The sequence below is a fragment of the Bacillus sp. TCT6 genome, assembly GCF_056033845.1.
In genome coordinates this window covers 918,754-942,649 of the sequence record NZ_JBVYHX010000001.1, presented here as the reverse complement: position 1 = coordinate 942,649, position 23,896 = coordinate 918,754, and the positions used below count along the sequence as shown (strand labels likewise).

Annotated in this window: 24 protein-coding genes and 1 other annotated feature; of the genes, 6 read left to right on the top strand and 18 right to left on the bottom strand. The window is 35.9% G+C overall.

Annotated features, from left to right (window positions below):
* Positions 1 to 35: 35 nt before the first annotated feature.
* The 3 genes from AC0ONG_RS04710 to mecA all read right to left on the bottom strand — a co-directional run bounded on the left by AC0ONG_RS04710 (position 36) and on the right by mecA (position 3,661).
* Positions 36 to 1,280 (bottom strand): competence protein CoiA, encoded by a 1,245-nt coding sequence (locus tag AC0ONG_RS04710; protein WP_000628323.1) that lies wholly within the window; start codon positions 1,278 to 1,280, stop codon positions 36 to 38.
* 80 nt (positions 1,281 to 1,360) lie between these two features.
* On the bottom strand, positions 1,361 to 2,905 hold the full coding sequence (locus tag AC0ONG_RS04705) for a cardiolipin synthase (RefSeq protein ID WP_016077972.1): 1,545 nt from the start codon (positions 2,903 to 2,905) through the stop codon (positions 1,361 to 1,363).
* A gap of 72 nt (positions 2,906 to 2,977) precedes the next feature.
* Positions 2,978 to 3,661, bottom strand: coding sequence for an adaptor protein MecA (mecA, locus tag AC0ONG_RS04700; RefSeq protein ID WP_000350716.1), 684 nt, complete (start codon positions 3,659 to 3,661; stop codon positions 2,978 to 2,980).
* A 345-nt stretch (positions 3,662 to 4,006) separates the two neighbouring features.
* Here mecA and AC0ONG_RS04695 point away from each other — a divergent pair, with 345 nt between their 5' ends.
* Entirely contained in the window at positions 4,007 to 4,681 is a 675-nt protein-coding gene (locus tag AC0ONG_RS04695; protein WP_000362600.1) for a TerC family protein, read from the top strand.
* A gap of 49 nt (positions 4,682 to 4,730) precedes the next feature.
* On the opposite strand, the gene spx is transcribed toward AC0ONG_RS04695, so the two are convergent.
* Positions 4,731 to 5,126, bottom strand: a complete 396-nt coding sequence (gene spx, locus AC0ONG_RS04690) for a transcriptional regulator Spx (protein ID WP_000258267.1) — start codon at positions 5,124 to 5,126, stop codon at positions 4,731 to 4,733.
* Positions 5,127 to 5,591: 465 nt separating this feature from the next.
* Positions 5,592 to 5,792, bottom strand: a complete 201-nt coding sequence (locus AC0ONG_RS04685; RefSeq protein ID WP_080117684.1) for a dithiol-disulfide isomerase — start codon at positions 5,790 to 5,792, stop codon at positions 5,592 to 5,594.
* On the opposite strand from AC0ONG_RS04685, the gene AC0ONG_RS04680 reads away from it, so the two are divergent.
* Positions 5,719 to 5,922 (top strand): hypothetical protein, encoded by a 204-nt coding sequence (locus AC0ONG_RS04680; RefSeq protein ID WP_000559983.1) that lies wholly within the window; start codon positions 5,719 to 5,721, stop codon positions 5,920 to 5,922. The two genes, AC0ONG_RS04685 and AC0ONG_RS04680, sit on opposite strands and share 74 nt — an antisense overlap.
* Before the next feature lie 27 nt (positions 5,923 to 5,949).
* Here the strand turns inward: AC0ONG_RS04680 and AC0ONG_RS04675 are convergent, their stop codons facing one another.
* Entirely contained in the window at positions 5,950 to 7,596 is a 1,647-nt protein-coding gene (locus AC0ONG_RS04675) for a peptide ABC transporter substrate-binding protein (RefSeq protein ID WP_133963942.1), read from the bottom strand.
* Positions 7,597 to 7,947: 351 nt separating this feature from the next.
* Between AC0ONG_RS04675 and AC0ONG_RS04670 the strand changes: the two genes are divergently transcribed.
* Positions 7,948 to 9,390 (top strand): MATE family efflux transporter, encoded by a 1,443-nt coding sequence (locus AC0ONG_RS04670; protein ID WP_003309213.1) that lies wholly within the window; start codon positions 7,948 to 7,950, stop codon positions 9,388 to 9,390.
* 58 nt (positions 9,391 to 9,448) lie between these two features.
* Here the strand turns inward: AC0ONG_RS04670 and AC0ONG_RS04665 are convergent, their stop codons facing one another.
* The 5 genes from AC0ONG_RS04665 to AC0ONG_RS04645 form a co-directional block, all read right to left on the bottom strand.
* On the bottom strand, positions 9,449 to 10,384 hold the full coding sequence (locus AC0ONG_RS04665) for an ABC transporter ATP-binding protein (protein ID WP_000166354.1): 936 nt from the start codon (positions 10,382 to 10,384) through the stop codon (positions 9,449 to 9,451).
* The gene (locus AC0ONG_RS04660) at positions 10,377 to 11,420 is read right to left on the bottom strand and encodes an ABC transporter ATP-binding protein (protein ID WP_000854341.1); all 1,044 of its coding nucleotides are present in this window, start codon (positions 11,418 to 11,420) and stop codon (positions 10,377 to 10,379) included. The genes AC0ONG_RS04665 and AC0ONG_RS04660 overlap by 8 nt, the downstream gene beginning before the upstream one ends.
* A 20-nt stretch (positions 11,421 to 11,440) precedes the next feature.
* Positions 11,441 to 12,457 carry an oligopeptide ABC transporter permease gene (opp3C, locus tag AC0ONG_RS04655; protein ID WP_000974107.1) on the bottom strand — a complete coding sequence of 339 codons (1,017 nt, stop codon included), beginning with the start codon at positions 12,455 to 12,457 and terminating at the stop codon, positions 11,441 to 11,443.
* The gene (gene opp3b / locus AC0ONG_RS04650; RefSeq protein ID WP_000534168.1) at positions 12,454 to 13,383 is read right to left on the bottom strand and encodes an oligopeptide ABC transporter permease; all 930 of its coding nucleotides are present in this window, start codon (positions 13,381 to 13,383) and stop codon (positions 12,454 to 12,456) included. The genes opp3C and opp3b overlap by 4 nt, the downstream gene beginning before the upstream one ends.
* Positions 13,384 to 13,511: 128 nt before the next feature.
* Positions 13,512 to 15,167 (bottom strand): peptide ABC transporter substrate-binding protein, encoded by a 1,656-nt coding sequence (locus tag AC0ONG_RS04645; RefSeq protein WP_098437614.1) that lies wholly within the window; start codon positions 15,165 to 15,167, stop codon positions 13,512 to 13,514.
* 319 nt (positions 15,168 to 15,486) lie between these two features.
* Between AC0ONG_RS04645 and AC0ONG_RS04640 the strand changes: the two genes are divergently transcribed.
* Positions 15,487 to 15,867 carry a DUF3899 domain-containing protein gene (locus AC0ONG_RS04640; protein ID WP_199664008.1) on the top strand — a complete coding sequence of 127 codons (381 nt, stop codon included), beginning with the start codon at positions 15,487 to 15,489 and terminating at the stop codon, positions 15,865 to 15,867.
* Positions 15,868 to 15,972: 105 nt separating this feature from the next.
* Positions 15,973 to 16,189, top strand: a binding site (T-box leader).
* A gap of 75 nt (positions 16,190 to 16,264) precedes the next feature.
* Positions 16,265 to 17,254 (top strand): tryptophan--tRNA ligase, encoded by a 990-nt coding sequence (trpS, locus tag AC0ONG_RS04635; RefSeq protein ID WP_000110979.1) that lies wholly within the window; start codon positions 16,265 to 16,267, stop codon positions 17,252 to 17,254.
* Positions 17,255 to 17,457: 203 nt separating this feature from the next.
* On the opposite strand, the gene AC0ONG_RS04630 is transcribed toward trpS, so the two are convergent.
* The 7 genes from AC0ONG_RS04630 to AC0ONG_RS04600 all read right to left on the bottom strand — a co-directional run bounded on the left by AC0ONG_RS04630 (position 17,458) and on the right by AC0ONG_RS04600 (position 23,545).
* Positions 17,458 to 18,204, bottom strand: coding sequence for a YjbA family protein (locus AC0ONG_RS04630; protein ID WP_000966119.1), 747 nt, complete (start codon positions 18,202 to 18,204; stop codon positions 17,458 to 17,460).
* Positions 18,205 to 18,347: 143 nt separating this feature from the next.
* On the bottom strand, positions 18,348 to 19,136 hold the full coding sequence (locus tag AC0ONG_RS04625) for a DUF2268 domain-containing putative Zn-dependent protease (protein WP_000538197.1): 789 nt from the start codon (positions 19,134 to 19,136) through the stop codon (positions 18,348 to 18,350).
* Between the two features lie 107 nt (positions 19,137 to 19,243).
* Entirely contained in the window at positions 19,244 to 20,482 is a 1,239-nt protein-coding gene (fabF, locus tag AC0ONG_RS04620; protein ID WP_000412645.1) for a beta-ketoacyl-ACP synthase II, read from the bottom strand.
* A gap of 31 nt (positions 20,483 to 20,513) precedes the next feature.
* Complete coding sequence (gene fabH / locus AC0ONG_RS04615; protein WP_001100533.1) at positions 20,514 to 21,446, bottom strand: beta-ketoacyl-ACP synthase III; 933 nt, start codon at positions 21,444 to 21,446, stop codon at positions 20,514 to 20,516.
* A 231-nt stretch (positions 21,447 to 21,677) separates the two neighbouring features.
* Positions 21,678 to 21,854: a ComZ family protein gene (locus AC0ONG_RS04610; RefSeq protein WP_001003335.1), complete on the bottom strand. Its 177-nt coding sequence runs from the start codon at positions 21,852 to 21,854 to the stop codon at positions 21,678 to 21,680.
* A gap of 54 nt (positions 21,855 to 21,908) precedes the next feature.
* Entirely contained in the window at positions 21,909 to 22,781 is an 873-nt protein-coding gene (locus AC0ONG_RS04605; RefSeq protein ID WP_016097951.1) for an NAD-dependent epimerase/dehydratase family protein, read from the bottom strand.
* Positions 22,782 to 22,810: 29 nt separating this feature from the next.
* Positions 22,811 to 23,545, bottom strand: a complete 735-nt coding sequence (locus tag AC0ONG_RS04600; protein ID WP_000028706.1) for a lipase family protein — start codon at positions 23,543 to 23,545, stop codon at positions 22,811 to 22,813.
* 156 nt (positions 23,546 to 23,701) lie between these two features.
* On the opposite strand from AC0ONG_RS04600, the gene AC0ONG_RS04595 reads away from it, so the two are divergent.
* Positions 23,702 to 23,884, top strand: coding sequence for a YjzD family protein (locus AC0ONG_RS04595; protein WP_001211116.1), 183 nt, complete (start codon positions 23,702 to 23,704; stop codon positions 23,882 to 23,884).
* Positions 23,885 to 23,896: the final 12 nt, after the last annotated feature.

Here is a 23,896-nt window from a genome sequence, read left to right as displayed (position 1 = left end):
TAATTATCTCTACTTAAGTACAATTCGTTTTTTTCTTATGTAATTCCTTCACAATCAGTCTTTATTATATCCCCTTTTCCTTCTCTCATGTTGTACTTTGCCTCAAATAAAGATAAGGCATACGCTAAACAAGTTTCATCATATTTCATAACCTCCTCCTCTGTTTTTAACATAACGATCCCCCTTATTTTCCGGTACTTATAAGTCTCCACTTTACGTAATACACCTGTATAACATAAGAATGTCATATATTCAGTAACTGCTACTTTCCATATATGCTTTGAAAAGTACGGGAGCATACGCCTTTTCGTATACTTTTTTACATAACTACACACATATTGAAGAGTAATACACTCTCCTACTGCAAGCTCCCCTATACACTTCATATATAGAAAAGCTTGCCATATAAATGGGTTTGTTTGAAAAGCAAATCCAGAAGGAAGTGGAACACCAATTTCAGAAGGAAAGCTCGCTGGGGTACATTTAAATTGATATAAGAGGCGTAATAGTGACTTATAATTATAATTCCAAATAGGCAAAGCATTTTTTCGAAAATAGTCCTTTCGTTGCTTCCATTCTCGGTCTAATATTTCTTTTTGGAAAGGAACAGGGGAAAAGAGTAGTTCAAAAGTAGTAGTTTCAGTTGGTAAATATATAGTATGTGAGAAAGAGACGCTTGTAGAAAAAGAAGTGAGAAACGCGCATTTCATAAATGCTTTTTGTTTGGAACAGAAGAAAATAAGAAATGGTTGAGGATAAGATTGTAAGGAGAAAGCCATAAGTGAGGAAAATTTCATCCAATATGCAGATTGCTTTTTCAATTGATTTCCACCAATGATCCAAATGACCTGTATACCCGCTCGCCAATACGAATAGGTTCGTTTGTACAGCTGCTCTATAGAAAGATTTGCGCATTGGTATTCAATCGCAATTTTTCTCCCTGCTCTCTCTATAAAAATATCTGGTCGTTGCTGAATCTGGGGCAGATAATGCTCTATATCTACATGAAAGTTTTGACGTTCGAACCATCTATATAACAATTCTTTACCGTGCCTATGATACATAGATTCCGCTTCATAAAAGGCAAGACATGAATCCACTTTTTTATGAGCAAAATGCCAACTTTTTTGTTTCCCTAATTTCATTTGTACTTCCTTTCCACAAGCTACACAAAAGAATCGTTCCTGTTGACGCATACGGCGCAAAAGCTCTTCATTACAATTGTAGAGTAAATGAATTTTTTCTCCGTTTTCTCTTTTAGCTATAAATATCGTAATCACATCCTTTCAGCTCTTTACATTCTACAATTTATTACAAATTCCTTTAAAAAAAGAGATGTCCCAATTTCGGACATCTCTTTTTATAATAAAGGGGATAATAACCGGTACGTTGATTCAACAATTCGTCTATGAAGACGCCTTTTATGAAAATGATCGACATGAATTTCACTTGATTCTTCTAAATCATCTTTAAAGTCTTGAACAAGTCTTTTAATGCTATCTGTATCATATAAAAAGGCATTTACTTCAAAATTCAAATGAAAACTTCTCATATCCATATTAGCTGTCCCAATTGAAGCTAAATCAGAATCGACAATGACAACTTTACTATGGAGAAAACCTTTTTCATACTCATATATCTTTACCCCTGCATCTAAAAGCTCTGGGAAGTACGATCTCGATGCGTAAAAGACAGTACGCTTATCAGGCTTACTCGGCATTAACAAACGAACATCAATACCAGCAAGCGCAGCTACCTTTAATGCGGATAAAATATCATCATCCGGAATGAAATACGGCGTTGCAATCCAAATAGATTTCCGAGCAGAAGCGATCATTGCGAAATATAAATGCTTAATCGTTTCCCACTTATTATCAGGGCCGCCTGCAACGAGCTGCACGCCTCCCCAATGATCACCCTCAACTGCTTTTGCTTGTAAATATTCAGGAGCTAGCACAGCCTCTCCAGTCATATAAAACCAATCTTGAAGGAAAATAAGCTGTAAACTTTGAACCGCTTCACCACGTAAATACAAATGCGTGTCTCGCCAAAAGCCAAAATATTTACTTTTCCCTAAATACTCATCACCGATATTTAATCCGCCTACAAACCCTTCGTTCCCATCAATCACAACAATTTTCCTATGATTTCGATAATTAATCTTATCGTTTAAAATCGGAAAGCGCACAGGAAAAAACGGAATCATTTCAACACCTGCATCGTTTAATTCTTCAATATACGATTTTGATAACTTAAAACTTCCAACCGCATCATATAAAAAACGAACAGCAACGCCTTCTTTTGATTTTTGTATTAAAATATCTTTAATTTCTGTTCCTAATTTATCATCACGCACAATGTAATATTCCATATGAATGTGATGTTTTGCTCGTTTTAATCCATCTAAAATGGCCTGAAACGTTTCATCTCCATTTGTTAATGTCCTCGTTTCAGTTTGAAATGAAATATTTAAAGCGCCTAAGCGATCCGCTAAACGAAATAACAGCTCTTGATGCTTATGATTGCGTAAAATTCTTTCTTCGTAATCTTCATGCCCTTTATATTGTAAAAACGCCTGTTCATCAAGTAACGCCTTCTTTTGAAACATTCTTTTTCTCCGAAAATTTTGTCCAAATAATAAATAAGCAAAGAAGCCAAATACCGGAAAAATCCCTAACACAATTAACCATGTAAGTGTTTTAGATGGATGGCGATTTTCTAAGAAAATAACGCAACCAATTAAAAACGCAGATACTGTAAATAAAATACTAATAATACCTAAAATCGAAACATCTTTTATCCCAATCACATCTGAATAAAATGCTACATCAATAAACATACGTAACGAAACAAATAATGCGAACAATAGCAGGATAAAGAAAATCAGCTTTAACGTATTTTTCATCTCTTACCTCCTAACTAAGAAAGCTTTCCTATTCTTCATATAAAAAGCCGATTTCATACTACAGAAATCGGCCTACGTTTTAGCAGGAAAATTATTGCGAATCGTTTCAAGCGCATGCTCTTTCACAATTTGTTTTCCATACTCACTTACACGATGAATTGTTAAAGTTGATTCTTCCCCATATTCTAAAATAATACTTAAAATACGATCGATTTCTTCTTCATCATGTAGCACTTCATCGAATTCCACATATACATAATAGCGGTTCTCAAATGAATACAGCTCATCTTTTATATCTTCAAAGATAAGACGATGACTTAATGAAATGACATCTTCAAAATCATTAAATTTAATTAAAAAGCCAAACGTACCATCTTCATTAAAGTTTGTTCCTGTTTGTTCTTCTACCTCTTCGACTAACTCTTGTTGGAATAATGATTCGATGCCTTCATCTAGAGGAATATCTATAATTTTGTCTACCCCTATCGGTAGTTCCAGCTTTTGTCCGTCCTTTGAAAGCTCTGCTTTCGTGACAAGTACTTCAATCCCTTTATCGACTGCTTGCACTTGAATCCATAACGGCCCATCAATAAAGAAATCGTCATGATCACGAGCTTCGTCCATCATCTCCCAAAAGAGCTCTTCACTTCGTTCGCGATCATACCAAATTTCTTCACGATTAAATCCTCTATCCTCTATATCAATGTACGTAATAAAAAATTTCATCGTATGATCATTAATTCTTTCAATATCCAAAATACAACTCTCCCTTCCTGCTTAGAATTGTTATGAAGGGATTCCCCACTCATATGACAAATCAATAGATTCTTGTACTCTCATTTTATGATAAGATTCTCCAGAATGGAAATAAAATCGATTTATTTTACAAAAATAGTTATATGCCTATCTTTACTCGATCAACTACATAAATATATTATTATAGCGATTTCTTACTTACAAAAAATTTGGACATACATTTCCACATTCCCCCGTACACTTTAATAAAGTGAAACTTCTATTGGAAGAGATTATTTAACAACAACTTTCTTCATCACATACATACAGTTCGCTTATTAAAACATCATAAATGGAGGCAGACGAATGGACTTAGAGTTTTTAACATCCGTACTAATGATTGTCGGTATCGATGTTGTATTAGGTGGTGACAATGCAATTGTCATCGCACTAGCTAGCCGAAATTTACCTGAATCGAAACGAAATAAAGCTATTTTGATTGGTACTCTTTTAGCAATCGTACTAAGAATTGCCCTTACTATATTAGCTGTCTATTTACTCGACATTCCATTTCTACAACTGATTGGCGGGGTTTTACTTACATTAATTGCAGTCAATTTATTAACTGATAATAACAACGATCTTTCTGCTATTCAAGGAAAAACAACTTTATTCCAAGCTGTGCGGACAATTGTTTTCGCGGATCTCGTTATGGGGTTTGATAATGTTATTGCCATTGCAGGTGCAGCTCACGGGAGATTTTTACTCGTCATAATTGGCTTACTCATTTCTATCCCTATTATTATTTGGGGTAGCAAACTTATTTTAATACTTATGGAACGATTTCCATTCCTCATTTATTGCGGTGCAGCGATTCTTGCCTATACTGCAGGAAAAATGGTTACACATGAAGACAGACTTGCCACCTTTTTTCATAACAACCCAAGTTTCACTGCAAGCATTCCTTATTTGTTCATTTTCACTATTTTATGCATCGGCTTTATCGTACAACAAGTTCGATTACGCAATGTGAAACATTAAAAAAAACCTTCTACTATATAATAGGTAGAAGGTTTTCATATTATTATAATTAATTTACAAGACGTTGTGCTTCACGTAATTGGAACGTTCTTACTGTACGTGGTAAGAAACGGCGAATTTCGTCTTCGTTGTAACCAACTTGAAGGCGTTTCTCGTCAATCATAATTGGACGACGTAAAATCCCTGGATAGTCACGAATCATCTTATATAAATCTTGAAGTGGTAAAGATTCTAAGTTTACATTCAATTCTTGGAAAACTTTCGAACGAGTAGAAATAATCTCATCCGTTCCGCTTTCTGTCATACGTAAAATCTCTTTAATTTCCTCAATTGTTAATGGATCTGAGAAAATATTACGTTCTGTATAGGGAATATGATTTTCCTCTAGCCATAATTTCGCCTTTCTACAAGACGTACAGCTTGGAGAACTATATAATGTTACCATACAAAGCTCACTCTCCTTAAAGAGTACAAATTCTGTACTAAATACAGTTTTAATTTCTAACTTCAGCAATTTTTCGCGATAACTTGTCTTATTGAAAAGTACAAAAATCGCATTTCATGTAAGCAACAACTTATAATAAACAACAATTACTTTTAATAAGTAACTTCTATAATCATTATACAATAGATTTTGCAAGAAATATACAGTAAATTTCCTGCTAGTTGAGAAAACCCTTCCGTGTATTCCACTGCTATGTAACATGATTACGCTCAATTTATCTGTACTTGAACAATAACTTTCAACCCTTTCAGTACTCATTCCCCCTAGATTTTTCATATAATATATAGTTATTTATCTATAATCTTCCCTATGAAAAAAAGAACGTTTTCTTACTTTTTCCTGATAAATCAATTAAGAAATGTAAGACTATACAAATGAGAATGAAAAGGAACATTTGTTCTTATTTTAACAAATATTCTCCCTCCTGTCCACACGATTTCTAAAGTAAATTAATTTTTTTCTGACATTTCTTTCTTTTTTATTTTTTATCTCATACAATAAACATACAGACAGGCAAAGGGGGAGTTTGCAAATGATTGCTTTTTTTGTTGATTTTATTACGGTTGCTGCCCTCATCATCGGAATAACAGCATTGATTGGTGTCATTACAAATAGCATTGGCGAAAAGCTCTTTGGCGGAAAAGAAAAAATGAAGTTTGTTAACAAAAGTTTGGATGTACAATCCGGCTGGAATCAAGTTGGCGGAAAAGGCATTTATAAGAAACGCACGTATTAAAAAAAGCAGGTGGTTAGCCTGCTTTTTTTATTTCCCTACGGATGCCCATTTGAAGCTTAATTCACCGCCATATTTGTGGATATACACATCTTTAATCGTTTCTCTTTCTAATATAGATCTGCCACGTTGGAATACCGGCGCAATTGCTGCATCCTCAAATAAAATTTTCTCTGCTTTTAACAGTTCATCCCAACGTCCTTTTACATCTGAGCCTTCTTGCTTTGCCTTTTTAATAATGTCATCATACTGAGCATTAGAATAAGCCATTTTATTTTGTGAACCATCTGTTATAAACATATCAAGGAATGTGATTGCATCAGGGAAATCAGGTCCCCATCCAGTAAATGAAATATCAAACTGTCCACTATCTTCAAGTTTTAATTTTTGTGCAAATGGTTGCATCTTAATTGTTACTGTTAGACCTGGTAAATTCTTTTCTAATTCTCCCTTTACATACTCACCAATTTTCTTAGATTCTTCATTATCAAAGTTTAAAAATTCTAGTTCTATTTTATCCTTACCTAATTCTTTCTTGCCTGCTTCCCAAAATTTTTTCGCTTCTTTCACATCGACTTTCGAAAGCTTTCCATTTTCTTTTCTGAAATCTTGCTTATCTGGTCCTTTAACAAAATCAGATGGTACTAAACCATAAGCTCCCTTAGAACCGTTGTTTAAAATAACCTCTCCAATACCATCTCGATCGTATGCACTAGAAATAGCCTTACGAATATTTTTGTTAGCTAAAGCCGGATTTTTTTGATTAAAACGCAAGAAGAATACAGTTGGATCATTAATTGTTTTAAAGTCTTTTTGTCCTTTATACTTATCAACTAATTCCGCTGATAAACCAACTCTGTCAATCGCATTCGTATTATACAAATTAACAGCTGCTCCTGTATCTTTTACAACATTAAAGTTAACTTCTTCTAATTTCACTTCTTTTTGATCCCAATAATTTGGATTTTTCTTTAATTGGAAACTTTGTTCATGTTTCCATTCATTTAATACAAATGGACCGTTATACAAAGTTGTATTTGCTTCCAAACCAAATTTTTCTCCCTGTTCTTTCATATACTTCTCATTTAATGGGAAAAATAGTGGATATACCGTTAAATTGAGAAAGTATGGAACTGGATTATCCAATTCAACTTCTAATGTATAATCATCTATCGCTTTTACACCTAATTGATCCGGTGATAGCTCTCTTTTATTAATTTTCTCTGCATTTTTCACATCTAGCATAATATATCCTGATTTTGCTGCCGTATCAGGGTTAACAGCTCTTTGCCATGCATATACAAAATCTTTTGCTGTTACAGAATCACCATTCGACCATTTAGCGTCTTCACGCAATTTAAATGTATATTTTTTGCCATCTTCAGATTTCGTATGGGATTTCGCTACCCCTGGAACTAACTTATCGCCTTTCTCAAGTCGATATAGCCCTTCCATTGTATTATTCATAACTTTTGAAGAAGCAGCATCCGAGGCAAGTGTTGTATCCATTGTCGGAATTTCAGACACTTCTGTTAGATTAATAACTTGCTTCGCACCGCTTTTCCCGCTATCCCCTTTTGCGTTTGCTTGCGGTTCATCTTTTTGGTAGCTACATGCCCCTAATATCATGCTCATTGCTACTGTTGATACTACAAAAACTGGTATCTTTTTTTTCATACTTCCACCCTCCAAAAAATGTTAGCCCTTTCATTTTCAAACAGAAAGAAATATATATATGTTCTAATAATTCATATTATACACACAAATATATTTTTTGTATATTTATATTTCTATTTCATTAAAATTTTGTGTTAAAAAATATATCTTTGTAAACGTTTTATATTGTCTATTTTCCTTACTAAAGTGCCAAAAATAATTATTTTTATATTTTTCTAAATTATCAGAGAAAAATAAATTTTATATTTTATAATATTTTATGTATAATTATCCCACCCTTTTCAACATAAAATAGCAGGCCCTTCATATTAAAAATATATAGGCTAAAATGAGTGCAAAGGATAAGAAAGTATGTTACGATACATTTTGCTAAAAATAGATATCGGTAAAGAGGGGACGGACATGACAGCAATTCAGGCAAAAAATGGGCCGACAGAGAAATTAAGTTTATTCTTATTAACATGGCCTATTTTTCTAGAAGTTTTTCTTTTTATGTTGATGGGGATCGCTGATACTTTCATGTTAAGTGCATTATCAGACGATGCTGTATCTGGGGTTGGTGCAGCGAATCAATATCTCCATATTGCGATTTTGGTATTAGAAGTCATCGGGAACGGCGCTGCTATCGTTGTATCTCAATACCTCGGTTCCAGACGCTTTATGGAAGCATCTAAAATATCAGCATTAGCCGTCACATTAAATTTAATAGTTGGGCTCGTTATAAGCGCTGGTTTTCTTTTATTTTCGAAACATATGATGCTCGCAATGAACTTACAAGGCGATGTACTAACGTATGCGCAAAACTACTTATCTATCGTCGGAGGGGCAATCTTCCTGCAAGCTATCATTAACTCATTAGCCGCAATTATCCGTGTACACGGTTTTACAAAGCAAGCGATGTTTATTTCACTCGGAATGAATATTATTCATATCGCTGGAAACTACGTACTCATTTTCGGGAAATTTGGTTTCCCTGAGCTCGGTGTACAAGGGGCTGCAATTTCTTCCGCTATCAGTCGATTGATCGCACTTATTGTTTTCTTCTGGTTACTATATCGCGTTATGGAATATCGTGTGAAATTACAATATTACTTCACTTTATCCAAAGAATACATTGGAAAAATTTTAAAAATCGGCATTCCATCTGCATTTGAACAAGTGATGTATCAAGCTTGTCAAATCGTCTTCCTTTATTACGCAACGTACTTAGGAACGGAATCATTAGCTGCTAGACAATACGCTACTAACATTTCCATGTTCACTTATTTATTTGCAATTGCGATTGGTATGGGAACAGCCATTATTATTGGCCGCCTTGTTGGTGGTGGCGAAAAGGATGAAGCATACGAACGTTTGTGGAAAAGTGTAAAATGGGCGATTGGTGTAACTTTATGTATGGTCGCTCTCGTTATTACATTCCGTACACAATTAATGGGACTGTTTACAGATAATCCGCACATTATCGGGTTAGGCGCAAGTGTTCTTTTACTAAGTGTACTACTTGAAACGGGACGTACGATGAACATCGTCATCATTAATTCGCTTCGTGCAGCTGGTGATGCAAAATATCCTGTTTTAATCGGTGCATTTTCTATGGTGTTAATGAGTTTACCACTAGGTTACTTTTTCGCCTTTCATTTAGATATGGGGCTCGTGGGTATTTGGCTAGCGATCGCCATCGACGAATGGACACGTGCCATTATTATGTTCTTCCGCTGGAAAAGTAGAGCGTGGGAACGTTACGCACTAGTTAAACCTGAAGAACAAGAAGAGAGTATTTCTGTTCAAGTTTAGTAATTTTATATAGTAGAAAAAAGAGCCCTCCTTCCGCAATGGAAGAATGGCTCTTTTTTTATTGATAGATTTCTTTATATTTCTTATACTCTGCTTCAGAACATAGTACGAAATGTCCTGGACGAATTTCACGCATTGTTGGCACTTCGCTACCGTAATCATGCTGCGATGGATCGTATACGATACGTTTACGATTACGCTCATAATCTGGATCTGGTAGCGGAATTGCTGATAATAGTGATTTCGTATATGGATGAACTGGATTCGCATATAACTCTTCACTTGTTGTCAGTTCTACAATTTGACCACGGTACATTACGCCGATGCGGTCACTAATGTATTTTACCATCGATAAATCATGGGCAATGAATAAGTATGTTAACCCTTTTTCTTTTTGTAACTTTTTCAGTAAGTTTACAACTTGCGCCTGAATCGATACGTCAAGTGCTGAGATCGGCTCATCGGCAATGATAAATTCTGGTTCTACAGCAAGCGCTCGAGCGATACCGATACGCTGACGTTGTCCACCTGAGAATTCGTGTGGGAAACGGTTTGCGTGCTCTTTATTTAAACCAACTGTGTTTAGTAGTTCATGAACACGGTCCATGCGCTCTTTTTTACTTTTCGCTAATCCGTGAATATCAATACCTTCTGCGATAATATCCCCTACTGTCATACGAGGATTTAGTGATGCGTATGGATCTTGGAAAATCATTTGCATTTTACGGTTGAATTTCTTCAATTCTGTGCGTGATTTCTTACCATGTACGTTTTCACCATCGAATAATACTTCACCAGCAGTTGCATCATATAAACGAATAATCGTTCTTCCAGTTGTTGATTTACCACAACCTGATTCTCCTACAAGACCAAATGTTTCTCCGCGGTAAATATCAAATGAAATATCATTAACCGCTTTGACAACACCACCACTCACGTCGAAGTGCTGCTTTACATTTTTTACTTCAATTAATTTCTCACGTTGTTTAGTCATGTTGTTCACCTGCTTTCATTTGAAGAATACGTTTTTCAACAACTGCCGGCGGTTTTACTTCTGGAGCTTGCTCGTGAAGTAACCAAGTTGCCGCATAGTGTGTATCACTTACTTTAAATAAAGGCGGTTCCATTTCAAAATCAATTTTCAGCGCCTGTGGGTTACGTGGTGCAAAAGCATCACCCTTTGGCGGCTTCAATAAATCCGGAGGCGTTCCAGGAATTGCGTATAACTCTTCCTCTGAACCATCTAAACTTGGCATAGATGCGATTAAGCCCCAAGTATATGGATGTTTCGGATTATAGAAAATTTCATCTACAGTTCCAATTTCAACAACTTTACCAGCATACATAACTGCCACTCGGTCAGCAACGTTTGCTACTACACCTAAGTCATGCGTAATGAAAATAATTGCCGCTTCTGTTTTTTGCTGAATGTCTTTCATAAGCTCTAAAATTTGCGCCTGAATCGTAACGTCTAGCGCTGTTGTCGGCTCATCGGCAATTAATAATTTCGGGTTACAAGCTAACGCCATCGCAATAACTACACGCTGTCTCATACCACCTGAGAATTGGTGAGGATATTGTTTTAAACGTGCTTCTGGATTTGGAATACCTACAAGGTCGATTAATTCTAACGCAACTTTACGTGCGTCTCCTCTACTCATCCCTTGGTGTTTAATAAGACCTTCCATAATTTGATTCCCAATTGTCATCGTTGGATTTAATGATGTCATTGGATCTTGGAAAATCATCGCGATATCTTTACCACGAACTTGCTGCATTTCTTTTTCCGTTAATTTCGTTAAATCACGACCGTCAAATACAATCTCTCCATTTTTAATACGGCCTGGAGGATTTGGGATTAACCCCATTAGCGCTTTAGAAGTAACTGATTTCCCAGAACCAGACTCTCCTACAATCGCTAATGTTTCCCCTTTTTTCAAATCAAAAGTAACTCCGCGCACTGCTTGTACTTCACCTGCATGTGTATCAAAGGAGACTTGTAAATCTTTTACCTCTAACAATGTTTTCATTTTTACTTCTCCCTCCTCATTTACTTACGCATTTTTGGATCTAACGCATCGCGTAATCCATCTGCCATTAAGTTGAATGCTAGAATTAACATACTGATGACAACCGCAGGGATGAACATCATGTGTGGATACGTTTGAATAGATTTATAACCATCATTTACAAGAGAACCAAGTGACGCGAATGGTGGCTGAATTCCTAAACCAATGAAACTTAAGAACGCTTCACCAAACACCGCTGATGGAATTGTGAACATTGTCATTACGATAATAGGTCCCATTACGTTTGGAATTAAATGTTTCACAATTAATTGTGTATTTGTTGCACCTAATGTACGAGATGCTAATACATATTCTTGGTTTTTTAACTTTAGGATTTGTCCACGAACAATCCGCGACATCCCTATCCAACCCGTAATCGCCATCGCGAGTGTAATTGACCAAATACCAGATCCCATAATGATTACCATTAAAATAACGATGATTAAGTATGGAATACCGTTAATAATCTCCATAATACGTTGCATAATATTATCTACTCTACCGCCGTAGAATGCTGAAATACCTCCGTATGCAACCCCAATTACTAAGTCAATTGCTGCTGCTAAAAGAGCGATATATAATGATACGCGTGTACCTTCCCATGTTCTTGTCCATAAGTCACGGCCAAGATCATCTGTACCAAACCAGAAGTACTCTTTAATATCACGTTTTTCATATTGGTCAACACCATATTGATCTGTACCGTCAAATGGTAACCAATGAACATTTTCAATAACTGGAATTTTTGGTGGTAATTTCGCACGACCTAAATCTTGCTCTTTATACGAGTGTTTACTTACCATCGGTCCAAAAATCGCTAATAGCGCAATGATTACTAATAATACAAGGCCAAGCATCGCACCTTTATGTTGGAACAAACGTCTTCTTACATCTTGCCAAAACGTTAAGCTTGGACGGGCAATGACTTCATTATCAACATTATTTTGATTGGCTTGTTGAAATAAATCTGGAGATAATTTTTGTACATCTTTCATCATTTTTTCCCTCCCGCTAAACGAATACGAGGATCAATAATTCCGTATAAAATATCGACAATGAAAATAACTAAAATGAAGATTGCACTATAGAAAATCGTAGTTCCCATAATAACTGTATAGTCATTTAAAGTAATCGATTTAACGAATTGTTCCCCAAGTCCTGGTACAGCATAAATTTGCTCGATAACAAGTGTTCCTGTAATTAATGCCGCAACCATTGGTCCTAAAATTGTTACAACTGGAATTAACGCGTTACGAAGTGCGTGTTTTACAATGATAACGCCTTGACTAATTCCTTTTGCTTTCGCTGTTAAAATATAGTCTGACTGCATAACTTCAATTAATTCTGCACGAGAGAAACGTGCGATTGTTGCGATAACTCCCATCGATAATGCAATTGTAGGCATTACAGTAAACTCTGGTCCTTTCCAGAATGCTACCGGGAACCAACCAAGTTTTACCCCTACGAAATATTGTAGTAATGCGGCGAATACGAATGATGGTACCGACATTCCGAGTACCGAAATAACTGTTGCACTATAATCCACCCACGTATTATTACGAAGTGCGGCAACAATACCTAAAATTAAACCGATAAATGTCCCTAATATAATCGCTTGTAAACCTAATTGGGCTGATGGTCCAATACGATCCACAATCATGTCTGTTACTGGGCGGTTATCATATTGGAATGATACCCCTAAATCACCTTTTGCTAAGTTACCTAAGTAACGTGCGTATTGAACTGGTACCGGATCATTTAATCCGTATTTTTCAAGAATGATTTCTTTTTGTGCCGGTGATAGCTTCTCCTGGTTTTTAAGCGGAGAACCCGGAAGTAATTTCATCAAAAAGAAAGTCAGTGTAGTAATTAAAAATAATGTCAAAGCCATGTACACGAAACGTTTTAATACATAACGTCCCATAGTCAAGCACCTCCCCGTTTTTCTCAAAAGCAATAAGATAGTTTAAAATATTCTTACTTTTATTTTTTTAAAATAAGAGCATATGCCCATCATAGGCATATACCCTTGTAAACGATGGAAAAAAAAGATTATTTTTGTTCAACAGATGCCCATTTGTAAGTTAATTTACCACCATAGTTAATTGGGATAATATCTTTTACAGCACCTTTTACTACATACGCTGAACCTTTTTGGAAGATTGGAGTGATAACTGCATCCTCTTTAATTAACATCTTCTCTACTTCTAGAAGGTTGTTCCAGCGAGCTTGTAAATCTTTTGTATCTGTTTTAGCTTTTAGGATTAACTCATCATACTTCTGATTAGAATACCCTGTTTTATTTTGAGAACCATTCGTAACAAACATATCTAAATATGAGATTGGATCTGGGAAATCTGGTCCCCAAATACCAAACGCAATATCATATTGCTGAGAATCTTCTAATTTATTTTTTTGTGCGAATGGTTGCTGTTTAATTTTAATTGATAAACCTGGTAAGTTCTTTTCTATCTCACCTTTTAAGAATTCACCAACTTTTTTAGCATCTTCATTATCAAAGTTTAAGAATTCTAGTTCGATTTTATCAGTTCCAAGCTCTTTCTTCGCTGTTTCCCAAAGCTTTTTCGCTTCTTTTGGATTTGTTTCAACTAGCTTTCCATTTTCAGCTCGGAAATCTTTTTTATTCGGACCTTCAGCGAAATCTTTTCCAACAAATCCGTAAGCTCCAATTGCACCGTTATTTAAAATAACTTTCGCAATGTTATCACGGTCAAAGGACATTGAAATTGCTTTTCTTAAGTTTTTATTACTTAAGTACTGATTACTTTGATTAAATCTTAAGTAAGCAACCCCTGCTTCTTTTCTTGTTTGGAACTCTGGGCTTTGTCTAAACTTATCAACAAATTCAGACGTTAAAGCCGCACGATCAATCGCGTTTGTCTCATATAAATTTACATCAGTTGCTGTATTTTTTACAATATTAAAGTTGATTTCTTCGATTTTAACCGTTTTATCATCCCAATATGAAGGATTCTTCTTGAATTGGAAACTTTGTTCATGTTTCCAATCACTCATAACGAATGGACCGTTATATAATGTTGTATTTGCCTCTAAACCAAACTTATCACCTTGTGCTTTTACAAAGTTTTCATTTAGCGGGTAAAATACTGGATAAACTGTTAAATCGATAAAGTAAGGAACGGGATTGTCTAATTCCACTTCTAATGTATAATCATCAATCGCTTTTACACCTAATTGGTCAGCAGGTAATTCTTTTTTATGAATTTTCTCTGCATTTTTAATATCGAACATAATGTACGAATACGTTGCTTTTGTATCTGGATTTACGGCTCTTTTCCATGAATACACAAAGTCTTTAGCTGTTACAGGTTCCCCATTTGACCATTTCGCATCTTTTCTTAATTTAAATATGTATTTCTTCCCATCATCTAGCTTTTCGACATCTTCTGCAACGCCAGGCATTCTCTTTTGATCTTTGCCAATACGATATAAACCTTCCATCGTATTATTTAATGCTGTAGAAGATGAAGAGTCAGATGCTAATGATGCATCCATTGACGGAATTTCAGATAACTCTGTTAAATTAAGAATCTGTTTTCCGTTACTACTACTCGTAGCGTTCTCTTTCCCTTTTGCTTTTGCATCATCTTTTTGGTAGCTACACGCGCCAAGCAACATACTTGCAGTTAAAGTTGATGCAAGTAATAACGGTATCTTTTTCTTCATGTTGTGTTGCCTCCCCTAATTGCACTTCCTGTACCCTCACTTGTTAAAAAGTAGAATTGAAAGAATAATCTCCAAGTTTCTACAATTTTCATTATACATATAATACGACGATTGTGAATATAGTTTTTTGTTTTTTTGTTAAAATTTTTAATAAAATGTTTATATTTTTAATTTTTCGTAAAGGGATACGTTAACATTGCTACCATCATCTTAAAATCAGACCTTTAATTGTGTATAATTTTCAAAAAATTATTTCTAGTACTTATTATAGCTTTTATAGTATAATAATTCTAGTAATATTTTGACGGAGGGGAATATTTTGAATAAAGTTTTTTTTCATACTTGTATACTAATTTTTATAGCGATGATTGCTTCTAGTATTGGTGCATTCCTCATTTCATCTCAATTTTTGTTGAACTTTGTCAACATCTCGTTTTATATCGCGCTATTTTTTATTCTGATAGGTGGTTTTTTATTCATATTTCAAAATGGATTTTTCAATGTAACTCTTTACGCTTTCCAGAGAGTATTTGGCACGAACAAAAAAATAGACTCTTTAATTGAAGAAGTCGAGGAACCGGTGAATAAGAAAGAACGTATTTATAAAACATATTCATTCAAATGGACATATCCAATTTGTATTACAGGTATCGTTCTTGGGTTGTTCTCGACCCTCATTAGCTTTACTATTTTGATGTAGTTTGCAAACACTATCCCATATGATATAATAATCAGCAAAACATTTTGTTATAAAACTTTAGTTCTTTCATATTAAAAGAGCTCAGTTAACAATAAATAAATTTATATGTATGCGATGATAAAGAAGAGTACATATTGATGCAATTTCAGAGAGCTTGTGGCTGGTGTGAACAAGTAATTGTACAATGTGGAATGGGCTTTTGAGCACCAAACCGAACCGAAAGTAGTAGGCCTTGGCGTTATATCCAGACGTTACTATGGATTAGAGAGATTTCACAGTAGTGAAATAATTAGGGTGGTACCGCGGTCCATTCGTCCCTATAGTTTTTTGGGATGAATGGGCTTTTTTGTTTGCCTTCTCTTCTCTATCACGCATTCAAATTTAGGAGGAAATAATTATGTCAGTTATCTTTTCTGGTATTCAGCCAAGCGGAACGATTACACTTGGAAACTATTTAGGGGCTATGAAGCAATTTACAGAGCTTCAAAACGAACACGATTGCTATTTCTGTATTGTAAACCAACATGCCATTACAGTACCTCAAGATCCTATACAACTTCGCAAAAACATTCGTAGTCTTGCTGCACTTTATGTAGCATGCGGCATCGATCCTGAAAAAGCTACTTTATTTGTACAATCAGAAGTACCTGCACACGCTCAACTAGGATGGATCATGCAATCTGTTGCTTACGTTGGAGAATTAGAGCGTATGACACAATATAAAGATAAAGCTTCAGGTAGAGATTCAGTTCCAGCTGGATTACTTACGTATCCACCATTAATGGCTGCTGATATTTTACTTTATAACACAGAAATCGTACCTGTTGGTGATGACCAAAAACAACATATGGAATTAACACGTGATCTAGCAGAGCGTTTCAACAAACGCTTCCGTGAAGTGTTCATAGTTCCTGAAATTCGTATTCCAAAAGTAGGAGCTCGCGTTATGTCATTAACCGAACCTACGAAAAAAATGAGTAAATCTGATCCGAATCCAAAATCAATGATCAGTATGCTTGATGAACCAAAAACAATTGAAAAGAAAATTAAAAGTGCTGTAACAGATTCAGAAGGTATCGTGAAATTCGATAAAGAAAATAAACCTGGAATCTCTAACCTATTAACAATTTACTCTTCATTCTCAGGAAAAACAGTTGAAGAGATAGAAGCAATGTACGAAGGAAAAGGATACGGCGACTTCAAAGGCGACTTAGCACAAGTAGTCGTAGAAGCAATTCGCCCAATCCAAGACAAATATAACGAACTAATCAGCTCCCCAGAACTAGACGAAATTCTAGACAAAGGTGCCGAAAAAGCAAACCGCGTTGCATTCAAACAACTACGCAAAGTAGAAAACGCAATGGGACTAAGCAGAAAACGTAGGTAACATAAAAAGCGGAGGCGACTGCTTAGCCCTGACGGCTAAAGTTCTTTCCCACAGAAGGTGCTTTTTACCTTCTCGTGGGGAAGGTTCTTAGACGCGAAGGGCTAGGAGCCGGAGCTAGATTACATATAAAGTGGAAGCCACCGAACATTCTTGCCGCTGGAGCTGGATTTCACCAAATTAAAAAACCGCCAATTGGCGGTTTTTTAATTTACCTTTTGCTCATTTTCCATTTCCCATAACTTTTCAAAAAACGGCTGTCCTTTTACAAGGCGCTCGCATAATTGTTCGTGCTTCTCAGACCAGCCTGATTTCGCTTCATCATATAGTCTTGCCCAAATATCTTCAAATTCCATATGTTGGACCGTTCCATATGCTGACGGATCCCACTCTGTGTACCAATAGCGAATTTCCGCTGTATTTTTCGTTGTATGTAATTGATCTAACGCCATAAATAATAATTGTTTTAGTTGTCTTTCTTTACGAGTCAAGCCATTCATAATGAAAGGCGATGGTGATAAAATGTGGTGTTCTTTTTCTGTTTCTTCTACTTGGAACTCATACTTTTCTGCTTGTACGTTTTCTACCATCTCATATACCATCTGCTCTTGCCGTGGTATAAGTCTGCTTTTACGAATAGGTACATTGTAACCAATTGTATCAATCGCAATAATTCCTTTTCCATCTGTAACAACAAAGCAATACTCTTGCTGCAAACGTTCATGATTTTTACGAATATAAGCCTTATGATGTACGTCTTCCAACAATTTTTGCGGAAGCTCTAACAATTCGTCCTCGATGTAATGATATAATGTGGCATCTACTTTTAATAATGGCACTTGATCTAATAGCTCAATCGTATCATCTTTCCGCCATTCGTAAAAATGACAAACGTTATACCCATTCTCTTCACCTTCAAACCAATTTACCCATACATCATGTAGATATAACATTCACTACCCCTCACTTCACTACTGTTTGTATCAATCATTATGTTCAATTTTTCTTAACTTTATTCCACCTAAGGAAATATATTCTAATTATTATTTTTTCTTCTATTAATACTAAAAAAACAGGAAATAGAGCTCCTGTTTTTTTATATATGAAATGTATTTGCTTTATTCAATATTTCTTTTGCATCTATAGATAATAAAGAAAGTGTATCTTCTCCTTCCAATGTTACACAATCTTTGACAATATGAAATCCAAGCGCATAGCCAAGCATCTTTGGATAAGAGTGAAATCCATTTAATAAGATGTCGTGCTCCCTTGTTCCTCGTTTTATACTTATTCTTTCATGTACAACATTTTTCCAATAATAAATAGCCTCTTCTTTTGAAAGATACATCGTCCACGGTGCATTGTTTTTTTCTGAATATCTTTCCGTTACCGCTTGCTCAGCTAGCCCTTCCATAATCATCGTATCAAGTAATGTATATTCTGTTTCTTTCGTCTCAATTTGATGTAACCTGCATATGTGATGATATTCATGCGCCAATAACACCTTTAATTCTTCCACCGAATTCCGTCCACATACAAATAAGAAAATAACATGACGCATAGATAATCCAGCTCTACCGTTATACTCTTCTTGTACAGTTCGATTATAGGCATCTGATAATAAAATAAAGACAGGGACATCCGGACCTTTCAACCAATTTTTCAATTTATCATACTCCAAGCTCAACTCTTTCCAAATTTCCTTTTCCTCTAATTCTTTAATTTCCTTTTCCCCATGCATGACCGGACGATACATCCCTTTTGAAATCAAAAAGCGATACAACCTTTCTTTTGGCAACGGAATATACTTCGTAAATTTCTCACAAAGTTTTTCTGGCCGTCCATAATATAAATGTAGCCATTCAGCTGTTTCAATAACCCCCATCTTTATCCCTCCTTTTTTCTTATGTATATGCTACAAGAGAAAAAGACGTAAAAATAAATAAGGAGTTTTTTCGTAATATGCTACGAAAAAACTCCTTATTTCATCTATTATTTATACGATTTAAATACTAATACTGCGTTATGACCACCGAATCCTAGTGAGTTACTTAATACTGCATTTACTTCTTGTTGTCTCGCTTGATTCGGTACGTAATCTAAGTCACATTCTGGATCTGGTGTTTCATAGTTAATTGTTGGAGGGATTACTCCGTCTGTAATTGATTTAATTGAGAAGATCGCTTCAACAGCACCAGCTGCTCCTAATAAGTGACCTGTCATTGATTTCGTTGAGCTAATTGCTACTTTGTACGCGTGCTCACCGAACGTTTCTTTAATTGCCATCGTTTCATACTTTTCATTCGCATCCGTACTTGTACCGTGCGCATTAATGTAATCAATATCTTCTGGCTGTAGACCTGCATCTGCTAAAGCTTGACGCATTGCACGCACGCCGCCTTCACCACCAGGAGCCGGCATTGTAATATGGAATGCATCACCAGTTGCACCGTAACCAGCGATTTCGGCATAAATGTGAGCACCACGAGCTAATGCGTGCTCTAATTCTTCAAGAATTAAAATACCTGAACCTTCACCCATTACGAAACCGCTACGGTTTTTATCAAATGGACGGCAAGCCGTTGCTGGGTCTTCATTAAATGTTAATGCTTTCGCTGAGCTAAATCCTGCGAATGCCATACTTGTTAACGGCGCTTCAGCTCCGCCTGTTATCATTGCATCAGCATCACCACGCTGAATTGCTTTAAATGCATCACCAATTGAGTTTGCACCAGATGCACAAGCCGTTACAGAGCAAGTGTTAATTCCTTTCGCTCCTGTTGCGATTGATACTTGACCTGCTGCCATATCTGGAATCATCATCGGCACGAAGAATGGGCTCACACGGCGCGGACCTTTCTCAGTAAAAATCTTAAATTGTTCTTCGTATGTCTCCATACCGCCAATACCAGATCCAATCCATACACCAATTCGAGGTCCGTTTTCTTCTGTAATCTCAAGCTTTGCATCTGCAACTGCCATTTTCGCTGCTGCTACTGCATATTGTGTAAAGCGATCCATACGGCGCGCTTCTTTTTTATCAATATATTTCTCGACTTCAAAGTCGTTAATTTCTGCTGCTACTTTTGCTGGAAATAGTTCCGGATCAATTCTTGTAAGTCGTCCGATTCCAGATACACCTTTTTTAATGTTTTCCCACGCTGTTTCAACATCTGTACCGATCGGTGTAACAGCTCCTAGTCCTGTAATTACGACCCTCTTTTTTTCCATACAAAATACACTCCTTTTTTTCTCTCAGTCCTTATTTACCCCAACGAAGAGCAACTGCTCCCCATGTTAATCCGCCGCCAAAACCAACAAGTATAATTAAATCACCATCTTGAATACGTCCATTTTGCAATTCCTCTACCATTGCAATTGGAATTGAAGAAGCTGATGTATTACCAAACTTTTCAATTGTCATACTCATTTTTTCTTGTGGTAAATTTAATCTCTCTCTTGCAGATTCCATAATACGAATGTTCGCTTGATGCGGTACTAAGAAATCCACATCCTCTTTCGTAAGACCAGCTTTATCCAGCACGCGAAGACAAGATTCACCAAGTTGACGAACGGCAAATTTAAACACTTCTCTGCCATTCATCATAACATACTCGTCTTGATAAAGATGCTTACCGCCACTTCCGTCTGCTCCTAATTCGAAAGATAGAACGCCTCTTCCTTCTGAAACAGCTCCCATTACGATAGCACCAGCTCCGTCTCCAAATAGTACCGCTGTATTTCGATCATTCCAGTCTACAATTTTAGATAGTTTATCACTACCAACTACTAATACATTTTTATAAGTTCCCGTTTGAATAAATTGCTGCGCTGTAATCATTCCGTACATAAAACCAGCACATGCTGCACCTACATCCATTGCAGCTGCATGTTTCGCTCCAATCGCTTCTTGAATGACACAAGCTACTGCTGGAAACGCACGATCTGGTGTTACTGTCGCCACCAAAATAAGATCGATATCTTCTCCGCTAACCCCTGCATCTTCAAGTGCTTTTTTAGCAGCCTCTACGGCCATATACGAAGTATCTATTGTATCATCGGCAATGCGTCTTTCGGCAATTCCCGTTCTCGTACGAATCCATTCATCGGATGTATCCATTATCTTCTCTAAATCGTGATTTGTGACTACTTTTTCCGGCACATATCTTCCGATCCCTAAAATGCCCACGTTCACATCGCAGCCCTCCGTTTTATATCAATTATTATGACTTGGTACTAATTTTAAAACATAAATGTATTTTTGTCTAGAATATATTTCAGCTAAAACATAAAGCTAGGCATTATTCACTTTATTGTTTATTAAAAGAAACAGAAACATACCTTCCCTGTTTCTTTTGAAATATAAAAAGGCTCGAACCGCTTCTCTCGACGGTTCGAGCCTCTTTCTCCTCAAAAAGAAAGGGTTTTATTGTTGATCTGCTTTCCCAAGCTCATATGCTTCGTTCATAACTTTCATCAATAACTCTAATACTGGTTGTGCTTTCTCCATATCAAGCGCAATTCCATTATCATCTAAAATGGCCTTTGCTTCTGGTAAATGCTTCATTGCGATTTGTAAAAACTGCATGCTTTTTTCGTTCATATTATACTCTTCCTCTCCATTAAAACTTTCACATACAATAGTGTAACACGCGTGCTACCCTTCGTATAACTCTTTATATTTTTTCATGTGTGCCAGTTGCTTATTTAAACCGTATTCTAACGGAGTATTTCTTTTTATCGAAATTACCTCGATAGCCTCATCTCTTACTTCGTTATTATTTTTATTTACTTTATCATCCGCGCGTAAAAGGTTCATACCTTTTTTCCATAATGACTTTTTACCACTAAGCAAATTGTATATACCGAGATGCTGCTCGTTCATTCCATTTTCCCATAAGTATTCACATACATCTTCCACGTACAGTAGATCACTTCCGTTTTCCTCACTCGCATAATAGCACTCTTTCTCATCCAGTTCTGATAAAATGAGCTGATGATACATCATAAAAGACGGTTGCCACGGTCCATATAATGTAGGAACTCGAAATACACTATATTGTAAATCCCCTTTTTTCAATCCTTCTTCTACTTTCAAAAATATGCGCTTATTTTCCGATTCATCTGTACTACCTACTTCAATAGAAGAAATTAAATTTAACTTCAATTTTTGTTCTTCACACATTCTTATAATTCGCTTTAAATATTGTAATATGACTCTTTCATTCCGAAATCCACATTGCTGATTTGGCTCATATAAGCAAAAGTAAACAGTATCGAATCTCTCTTCCTCTACTGATCTCCATCCATCTTCATCTCTTATCGAATAATACGTAAATAACGCATTTCGCCCAATTAACAATAACTTCTCTTCATTAATTTTGGTCATACTATTGAATTCATCAAAATCAAGACCATACACTTCTACTTCTTCTGCGATCATTTTATTCACAAGGTGATAACCTACAAACGTAAGTGCACCTATTATCAGCACGCGTTCCATACCACCAACCCTTTCTCCTTGAAACAAATAGCTCCTCATTTATGTATATGGGAGCTTCACAATTCTTCTTCATATTTTTTAAAGAAATCAGTCGTTTGCCTAACCATTTTATATTTCACATCTTGCAGATGGAACAAGACAGACGTATCGCATTGATTTAATTGCCTCATTTTCTCATATTTACGCAACTGTTGTTTTCTTCCTCTTTTTTCTTGTGTTGATACGAAAACTTTGACAGGTACACAAGATGGCAGAAGCGTAAATGATTTCTTATTTATTTTTAAATCTAACTCTTCTTCTTTGGCATCATACGCCAAACTTAATTCCTTCACTAATCTTTTGTAAAAAAACTTATGCTCTTTCTCAAATTCCACATATTCTGGTAAATCTAAACATGGATTCAACATAATGACAGAACGAATACATTCAGGGTATTTGTTCATCATTTCAAGTGCTACAAGCGCACCCATACCATCTGCCATTATGTGCATTTTCGCATTTAACGTCTCTTTTCTCAAAACAACATCATATAAACGTTTTGCTAGACGAACAGATTGGTCGTTTCCCCAGTGCCTTCCGTATAAATTAGAAGAAAAGACCGTGTAGCCTTCCTCAATAAGGCCATGTAAAAAATAAGATCTTCCCGCATGCTGTGTCCATAAACTTGTACCATTCTCAATAAAGTAGTTGTAATCACCGAGGAGCATAACCGAAAATCCATTTGGCTTCTCCGGTAAATAAATGACACATGGTTCTTTTTCTAAGTAAAAAAAACGTTCCGTAATACTCATTTTTCCCCCGCCTTATTTTCTAAACATATAAAACCACTCTTTTATAATGTATGAACGGAATGCAAATTTGCGTTGAAAAATCTACAAATATTTTTCTATATTCTTTTTTCAATTGTGTTACAATAAGGACAGATTGAACGAATAGAGGTGTAAAATATGCGTTTCATTTGGGCATTAATTTGGTCGTTCTTACTTGTACATATGATGAGCTATGTAATCGGCTCTATGACTGGCGGTACATACGACTTTAACCAAGCGTCTATTTTCTCAGTTGTTCTTGCTGTATTAGTACTAGCGATTTCAGCTGCAATTCCAAACGAGCCAGTAGAACAACACTAAAAAAAGAGTCCG

Coding starts and splice junctions, on each gene's coding strand:
- AC0ONG_RS04705 (WP_016077972.1), bottom strand. CDS start 2,905: ATGAAAAATACGTTAAAGCTGATTTTCTTTATCCTGCTATTGTTCGCA.
- AC0ONG_RS04695 (WP_000362600.1), top strand. CDS start 4,007: ATGGACTTAGAGTTTTTAACATCCGTACTAATGATTGTCGGTATCGAT.
- spx (WP_000258267.1), bottom strand. CDS start 5,126: ATGGTAACATTATATAGTTCTCCAAGCTGTACGTCTTGTAGAAAGGCG.
- AC0ONG_RS04680 (WP_000559983.1), top strand. CDS start 5,719: ATGATTGCTTTTTTTGTTGATTTTATTACGGTTGCTGCCCTCATCATC.
- AC0ONG_RS04685 (WP_080117684.1), bottom strand. CDS start 5,792: ATGACACCAATCAATGCTGTTATTCCGATGATGAGGGCAGCAACCGTA.
- AC0ONG_RS04675 (WP_133963942.1), bottom strand. CDS start 7,596: ATGAAAAAAAAGATACCAGTTTTTGTAGTATCAACAGTAGCAATGAGC.
- AC0ONG_RS04670 (WP_003309213.1), top strand. CDS start 7,948: ATGTTACGATACATTTTGCTAAAAATAGATATCGGTAAAGAGGGGACG.
- AC0ONG_RS04665 (WP_000166354.1), bottom strand. CDS start 10,384: ATGACTAAACAACGTGAGAAATTAATTGAAGTAAAAAATGTAAAGCAG.
- AC0ONG_RS04660 (WP_000854341.1), bottom strand. CDS start 11,420: ATGAAAACATTGTTAGAGGTAAAAGATTTACAAGTCTCCTTTGATACA.
- opp3C (WP_000974107.1), bottom strand. CDS start 12,457: ATGATGAAAGATGTACAAAAATTATCTCCAGATTTATTTCAACAAGCC.
- opp3b (WP_000534168.1), bottom strand. CDS start 13,383: ATGGGACGTTATGTATTAAAACGTTTCGTGTACATGGCTTTGACATTA.
- AC0ONG_RS04645 (WP_098437614.1), bottom strand. CDS start 15,167: ATGAAGAAAAAGATACCGTTATTACTTGCATCAACTTTAACTGCAAGT.
- trpS (WP_000110979.1), top strand. CDS start 16,265: ATGTCAGTTATCTTTTCTGGTATTCAGCCAAGCGGAACGATTACACTT.
- AC0ONG_RS04630 (WP_000966119.1), bottom strand. CDS start 18,204: ATGTTATATCTACATGATGTATGGGTAAATTGGTTTGAAGGTGAAGAG.
- AC0ONG_RS04625 (WP_000538197.1), bottom strand. CDS start 19,136: ATGGGGGTTATTGAAACAGCTGAATGGCTACATTTATATTATGGACGG.
- fabF (WP_000412645.1), bottom strand. CDS start 20,482: ATGGAAAAAAAGAGGGTCGTAATTACAGGACTAGGAGCTGTTACACCG.
- AC0ONG_RS04610 (WP_001003335.1), bottom strand. CDS start 21,854: ATGAACGAAAAAAGCATGCAGTTTTTACAAATCGCAATGAAGCATTTA.
- AC0ONG_RS04600 (WP_000028706.1), bottom strand. CDS start 23,545: ATGAGTATTACGGAACGTTTTTTTTACTTAGAAAAAGAACCATGTGTC.
- AC0ONG_RS04595 (WP_001211116.1), top strand. CDS start 23,702: ATGCGTTTCATTTGGGCATTAATTTGGTCGTTCTTACTTGTACATATG.